The following is a 6502-nucleotide window of genomic DNA, read 5'->3' on the forward strand; positions in this document are numbered from 1 at the left end:
TGGGGGAGAGGTGTCGATATTGAAAACATTGTTAAGAGTTCGACACCCCTCGGTCAATGGGGACGGGTTCCGGAACCCCGGATAACACCTTCTTCCGCCTCGATCCCGGCAGATCCCCTGCTTAAGTGACGTTCTACGGTTTTAACTTGATTTGTGCATTCTTTTGTCCGTACCCCCGCCGCTGTGGCCGCCGCCCTGATCCTCGCTGTCGGCGCGGCAGCCACCCCGGTCCGCGCCCTGCCCGCGTCGCCGCACTGGGATCACCCCGGCTACGACGCCGAGGACACCTCGTTCAACCCGCACGAGACCGTGATCACGCCAGCCACCGTGGGACGGCTCGTGAAGAAGTGGTCGGTGGAACTGCGCTCGGAGGACTCGTGCTCGTCCCTCGGCGATCCGATCGTCGCCGACGGCCGCGTCTTCATCGCCGACCAGCTGGGGATCTCGGCCTACGCCACCGGCGACGGCGCCAAGCTGTGGAGCCACGACTGGGAGGGTTCCTCCAACCACCCGCCGTCGATGGCGGTCGCCGATGGGGTGCTCATCGCCGGCTACACCGACTGCGAGTCGATGAGCGACCCGAACAGCGGGCTGGTCGGATTGGACGTACGCACCGGCGCGGAGCTCTGGAACGGCGTCACCGCTCCGGTGATCGGCACGATGATCGTCGACAAGGGTGTGGTCGTGACCGCCGGACGCGACATCTACGACGACACCGCGACCGTCGCCGTCCGCCTCAGCGACGGCAAGGAGGCCTGGCGAGCCGACGGCCGGCTGATCAGCGGGGCCTCGGCCGACGGCGTGGTCACCGGGACCGCCGAAAGCGGCACGGTCGCGTTCGACATCGCCACCGGCGCGACCCGATGGACCGTGAACCGGTATCTGCATACCGGGACCGCTTCACCGGCCGGCGACGTCTTCTACGGTCCCAGCGACGACGGGAAACACCTGGAGGCGGTGTCGGCTGCGGACGGCAGAGTCCTCTGGACCGCGCCGGACAACGACGGGGTGGTCGCCACCGACGGCACCCGGGTCTACTGCTCGCAGGACAACGGGATCGTCGCCCTCGACAGCCGCACCGGAAGACAGGTGTGGCGCAGCGACCTGCCGGCCCACGGTGTCCTCGCGGCGACGGTGGCGGGCGGGGTCGTCTACGCGGCCCGCGTCGCTCTGGACGCCACCACGGGCCGGGTGCTCGCCGGCACACCGCAGCTGTCGTACCGGGTGGTCGTCACCGGCGGAGTGCTCTACCAGGAGGAGAACGGATCGCTGACCGCGTACACCGTCAGGGATGAGCCCCGATTTTAGGAAGTTTAAGGTTCGGCCTCTTTACATTCACTGTTAACAGTCCTAAACATTGATGCATCCCCAGGTCATCCATGGAAGGACTCCGATGAGGCGTTCCAGATCTCTGATACTCGCCACGGTCACGGCGCTGGCAGCCGGTGGCGCGGCGACCTACTTCGCGGGCAACGCCTCGGCCGCCGTGGCCTGCGCACCCGCCTGGAGCGCCTCCACGGTCTACGTCGGCGGCAACACCGCCTCCCAGAACGGCCACAACTACACCGCCAAGTGGTGGACGCAGAACGAGTCGCCGGCTGTCCGCAGTGGTCAGTGGGACGTCTGGACCGACAACGGCGTCTGCGGTGGCACCAACCCTTCGCCGTCGTCGTCGCCGTCCTCCTCGCCGTCGACGTCACCGAGCCCGTCGACGTCACCCAGCCCGTCGACGTCACCCAGCCCGTCGACGTCACCCAGCACGCCGACCGGCACGCTGCCGAAGCACTTCCTCACCGGGTACTGGCAGAACTTCGACAACGGCGCCGCGCCCCTCAAGCTGGCGTCCGTCCCGGCCACCTACGACCTGATCGCGGTCGCCTTCGCCGACGCCACCGGCACCGCCGGCGCGGTCACCTTCAACCTGGACCCGGGCCTGGCCACCGCGGTCGGCGGCTACACCGACGCCCAGTTCAAGGCGGACATCGCCACGCTGCACTCGCGCGGCAAGAAGGTGGTCATCTCGGTCGGCGGCGAGAAGGGCACGGTCGCCGTCAACAGCGCGACCGCCGCCACGGCGTTCGCCGACTCGGTCCACCGGCTGATCCAGACCTACGGTTTCGACGGGGTCGACATCGACCTGGAGAACGGGCTCAACCCCACCTACATGGCGAGCGCGCTGCGCAGCCTGCGGGCCAAGGTGGGCAGCAGCCTGATCATCACGATGGCGCCGCAGACCATCGACATGCAGAACCCGCAGTCCTCGTACTTCAAGCTCGCGCTCGACATCAAGGACATCCTCACCGTCGTCTTCACCCAGTACTACAACTCCGGCGCGATGCTCGGGTGTGACAACAACGCGGCGTACGGCCAGGGCAACGTCAACTTCCTGACCGCGCTCGCCTGCATCCCGCTGCAGAACGGGCTCCGCCCCGACCAGATCGCGCTGGGCCTGCCGGCCAGCACCCGCGCCGCCGGTGGCGGTTACGTCGCCCCGTCCGTGGTCAACGCCGCCCTCGACTGCCTGGCCAAGGGCGCCAACTGCGGCACCTTCAAGCCGCCGGCCACCTATCCCGGCATTCGAGGCGCGATGACCTGGTCCATCAACTGGGATGTGACGAACGGCAACGCCTGGGCCGACACCATCGACCCCCACCTCGCAACTCTCCCCTGATTGGCCCTGAGATGAGACTGAGCAGGAAAATCGCCCTCGTGACCTCGGTCGGCGCGGTGGCCACGGCCGCCGCCGTCCTCCCGATGGCCACGTCGAACGCGGCCGCCGCGTGCGCCCCGGCCTGGAGCGCCTCCGCCGTCTACGTGAAGGACAACGTCGCTTCGCAGAACGGCCACAACTACACCGCCAAGTGGTGGACGCAGAACGAGTCGCCGGCCACCAACAGCAGCCAGTGGGCGGTCTGGATCGACAACGGCGTCTGCGGCGGCACCACCCCGACCACGCCGCCGACGACCCCGCCGACCGGCCCGACCACCCCGCCGCCGGCCACCGGCACCAAGATGGCGGCCGCGCCGTACCTGTACCCGGGCTGGGGCAACCCGCCCGCCCCGGCGACGGTCGTGCAGGCCACCGGCATCAAGGCCTTCACTCTCGCGTTCGTGCTGGCCAGCAACGGCTGCAACCCGGCGTGGGACGGCTCGTCCGGCCTGACCGGCGGAGCGCACGCCAGCACCATCGCGGCGATCCGGGCGGCCGGCGCCGACGTCGTCCCGTCGATCGGCGGCTGGAGCGGCAACAAGCTCGGCCCGAACTGCTCGACTCCCGAGGCGCTCGCCGGCGCGTACCAGAAGGTGATCGACACCTTCGGACTCAAGGCGATCGACATCGACATCGAGAACACCGACGAGTTCGAGAACTACGTCGTCGCGGACCGGATCGTGGACGCGCTGAAGATCGTCAAGCAGCGCAACCCGAACGTGAAGACGATCCTCACCTTCGGCACCACGACGACCGGCCCGAACGCCCACGGCATCCGGCTGATCCAGCAGGCCAAGGCGAAGGGCGCGAACATCGACGTCTTCACCCAGATGCCGTTCGACTTCAGCGGCGGCGCCGACATGTACGCCTCGACCGTGGGCGCCACCGAGGGCCTGAAGAACGTGCTCAAGTCGACGTTCGGCTGGACCGACGCCCAGGCGTACTCCCGCATCGGCATCTCCGGCATGAACGGCCTCTCCGACCAGCAGGAGGTCACGTCGGTCGACACCTGGACCCGGATCCGTGACTACGCCAAGAGCAAGGGGCTGGCCCGCTTCGCCTTCTGGGCGGTCAACCGCGACCGTGGCTGCGCCGGCGGCGGCGTGGTCAGCGACTGCTCCGGCATCGCGCAGACCGACTGGGCGTTCACCCGGGTGAGCGCCGGCTTCTGAGTAAAAGCACCGACGCGCGGCCGCCCCTGCGGGCGGCCGCGCGTCGCTGTCTTTCCGGTACGGATCAGGGGAGGTTGATCGGGCGCAGCACGCGGTCGACGCCGTGGGCGATCTGGCGGTTCTTGCCGTTGATGTCGACGCGGATCACGCGGGCGTTGCGGTCGCTGAAGTCGAGGTCGATGATCGAGATCTTCTTGCCGTGGCCGTAGACGTTGACCTTGATCGGCGAGCCGGCGGCGGTCTTCAGCTTGACGTTGTCGGACTTCAGCGCCGTCTTGGCGGGGATCCGGGCGCCCGGCACCACGTGGTAGAGCAGCACCGACTCGACGGTGTCGATGCCGAGGCCGGCGACCGCGGTGAACGCCTTCTTCTCGCCGGGCAGCTTCTTCGACTTGGTGATGTCCTGGACCAGCAGCTGGAAGGCGCGGTCGTTGGGCAGGAACGCGGTCAGCGGGGTCTTGCCGTCGGTGAGGACCTTGACCGGGCTGGACGGCTTGGCCTTGAGCACCGCCTGCACGGCCGCGGCGAGGATGTCGTAGTCGTGGCCGTTGTGGTCGAACCCGCTCTTGTCGGCGGTCAGCACCGCGGCGAGAGACTTGGTGCCCAGCGGCTTCTTGCTGTGCGCGGCGGCCGGAGCGGCGGACAGGGCGGTGGCGACGACGGCGGCGGTAGCGACGGCGACGGCCCGGGCGCCCACGCGGGTGATCCTCATCTTCAGACGTCCTTCCGAGTGCGGGGTGGCGGCTTTGTTGCCGCCACCCCCTACTTCGCTCGGGCGGGCCGGATTGGATGCGGTGAATCCGATCAGATCATCGTGTGACCCTGATCACTGCGCTCGACGACTTGGCGACTGTGCCGGAGCCGCTGTAGGTGGCCGTGATCCGGTAGGTGCCGCGGGCCCAGGAGCCCAGGTCGAGCACGGCCGTGCCCCGGCCGTTCAGGCGGATCGTGCGGACCACCTTCGTCCCGCCGCGGACCGCGACGATCCGGACCGTGCCGGACGGCGTCACCCCGGAGGCGGTGACCTTGACCGTGAGCTGCTTCTTCCTGACCGACAGCGTGGTCTTGGAGGCGGCGGCCACGACCTTGAGCGTCACGTCGGCGGCGGATCCGGCATACCGGCTGTCGCCCTGGTAGACCACTCGCAGCTTCCGGGTGCCGACGCCGATGTTCCGGGCCAGCTTGACCGTGGCCGTACCGGCGGACAGGGTGCCGGCGCCGACCGCGGTGGAGCCGAGCAGCACCCGTACCGTGCCCGAGGGTTTGGCCGGGAGCCCGCCGCTGACCGTCACCCGGACCACGGGAGACGTGCCGTAGGAGACCTTCGCCGAGGTCAGCGCCGCCTTCGTGGCGCTCGGGGCGAGGACCACGCCGGCGGGCGGGAGGACCGCCTGGTTGGTCGTCTCGACGTTGCCGGCCACGTCGACGGCCCGGTAGAGGACCGTCGAGCCGAGCGGCACGGTGTACGGCTGCCACGTCGAGCCGCCGTCCCGCGAGTACTCGATCCGGCTGACTCCGGAGGTGTCGTCGGCGGCGCGCAGGGTCACGGTCCGGCCCTTGACGTCGACGGTCGCCTGCGAGACGGGGGCGGTCCGGTCGATCCGCACGGTGACCGAGCCGATGCCGGAGCTGTTGCCGGCCGCGTCGACGGCCACGTATTCGACCAGGTGGATGCCGTCGCGATCGATGGTGAGCGGCCCGATCTGGTCGGTCCAGGGGCCGGCCGGCTCACCGGAGCGTGTGACGCGGACCTTCGGCACGAGGGGGCCGTCCACCTCATCCGTGGCGGTCACGGTCACCGTGGCCGGGCCGGTGAACCACCCGGGCGCGGCGGTGGCGGTCACCGTGGGCGCGGCGGCGTCCGGCACGGTCACCACCGCGGTGGCCTTGACGTTCTGGCTGTCGGCGATGGTGCCGGCGACCGAGAAACGGCCGGGCCGGGCGTACGCGGAGGCGGGCACCGCATCCCAGGTGACCGGGACGCTCGACGACGATCCGTCCGCGTACCGGGCGGTGACCTGCGCGGGCAGGCTCGGCGCGACTCCGGCCGGGGTGGTCAGCGGCACCTCGTCGACGCCCTTGACCAGCAGGTTCGGCTGGTACGTGGTGAGCAGCCGGTCGTACTCCTCCTGCGTGACCGGCAGGACGGTGCCGTGGCGGGGGCGCTTCGGCAGGGAGTAGGAGGTGGCCTTGGTCCAGACGCCGGAGTCCAGGTCGGTCGAGGTGAACGGCACGTAGCCCTGGCCGCCGTACTCGTCGACGAACAGGTACCACCGGTCCTCGGTGTTCGACTTGAAGACGAGCGGGCCCTCGCCGGCGCTGACACCGCCGGAGCCGATGCAGTCCTTGACGAAGTCGTAGGCGGTGTCGCGCAGCTCGGTGGACTTCTCCTCGATGATGAACTTGCTGCACGGCGAGGTGGACGAGTTGTTCCGCTCGTCCTTGGTGAACCGGTAGTAGGTCCCGTTGTGGTCGATCATCGTCGAGTCGATCACCGAGTACCCCGGGTCGACCCACACCTTCGCCTCGCTGAACGTGCGGAAGTCGCGGGTCGTCGCGTACATCATCTTGTTGTAGGTGCTGCCGGTGTGGTTCGGGTCGTTCTCGGCGTAGAGCTTCG

The 6502-nt window shown here is 69.2% G+C and carries 5 protein-coding genes; 3 read left to right on the top strand and 2 right to left on the bottom strand.

Features of this window, described 5'->3' with window-relative positions; genetic code table 11:
- Window positions 1–153: 153 nt before the first annotated feature.
- From BM290_RS44375 to BM290_RS44385, 3 genes are all read left to right on the top strand, one after another.
- Window positions 154–1308, top strand: a complete 1155-nt coding sequence (locus BM290_RS44375) for an outer membrane protein assembly factor BamB family protein (RefSeq protein WP_093622032.1) — start codon at window positions 154–156, stop codon at window positions 1306–1308.
- An 85-nt stretch (window positions 1309–1393) separates the two neighbouring features.
- Window positions 1394–2671, top strand: a complete 1278-nt coding sequence (locus BM290_RS44380; RefSeq protein WP_093622033.1) for a chitinase — start codon at window positions 1394–1396, stop codon at window positions 2669–2671.
- A 38-nt stretch (window positions 2672–2709) separates the two neighbouring features.
- Complete coding sequence (locus BM290_RS44385) at window positions 2710–3882, top strand: carbohydrate-binding protein (RefSeq protein WP_239144081.1); 1173 nt, start codon at window positions 2710–2712, stop codon at window positions 3880–3882.
- 64 nt (window positions 3883–3946) lie between these two features.
- Here the strand turns inward: BM290_RS44385 and BM290_RS44390 are convergent, their stop codons facing one another.
- Both BM290_RS44390 and BM290_RS44395 read right to left on the bottom strand, forming a co-directional pair.
- Window positions 3947–4594 (bottom strand): fasciclin domain-containing protein, encoded by a 648-nt coding sequence (locus BM290_RS44390; protein ID WP_093622035.1) that lies wholly within the window; start codon window positions 4592–4594, stop codon window positions 3947–3949.
- A 97-nt stretch (window positions 4595–4691) separates the two neighbouring features.
- On the bottom strand, window positions 4692–6502 hold a 1811-nt coding region (locus BM290_RS44395), incomplete at its 5' end, for an OmpL47-type beta-barrel domain-containing protein (RefSeq protein WP_177320162.1).

The organism is Actinoplanes philippinensis (genome assembly GCF_900113015.1).
GTDB lineage: Bacteria > Actinomycetota > Actinomycetes > Mycobacteriales > Micromonosporaceae > Actinoplanes > Actinoplanes philippinensis.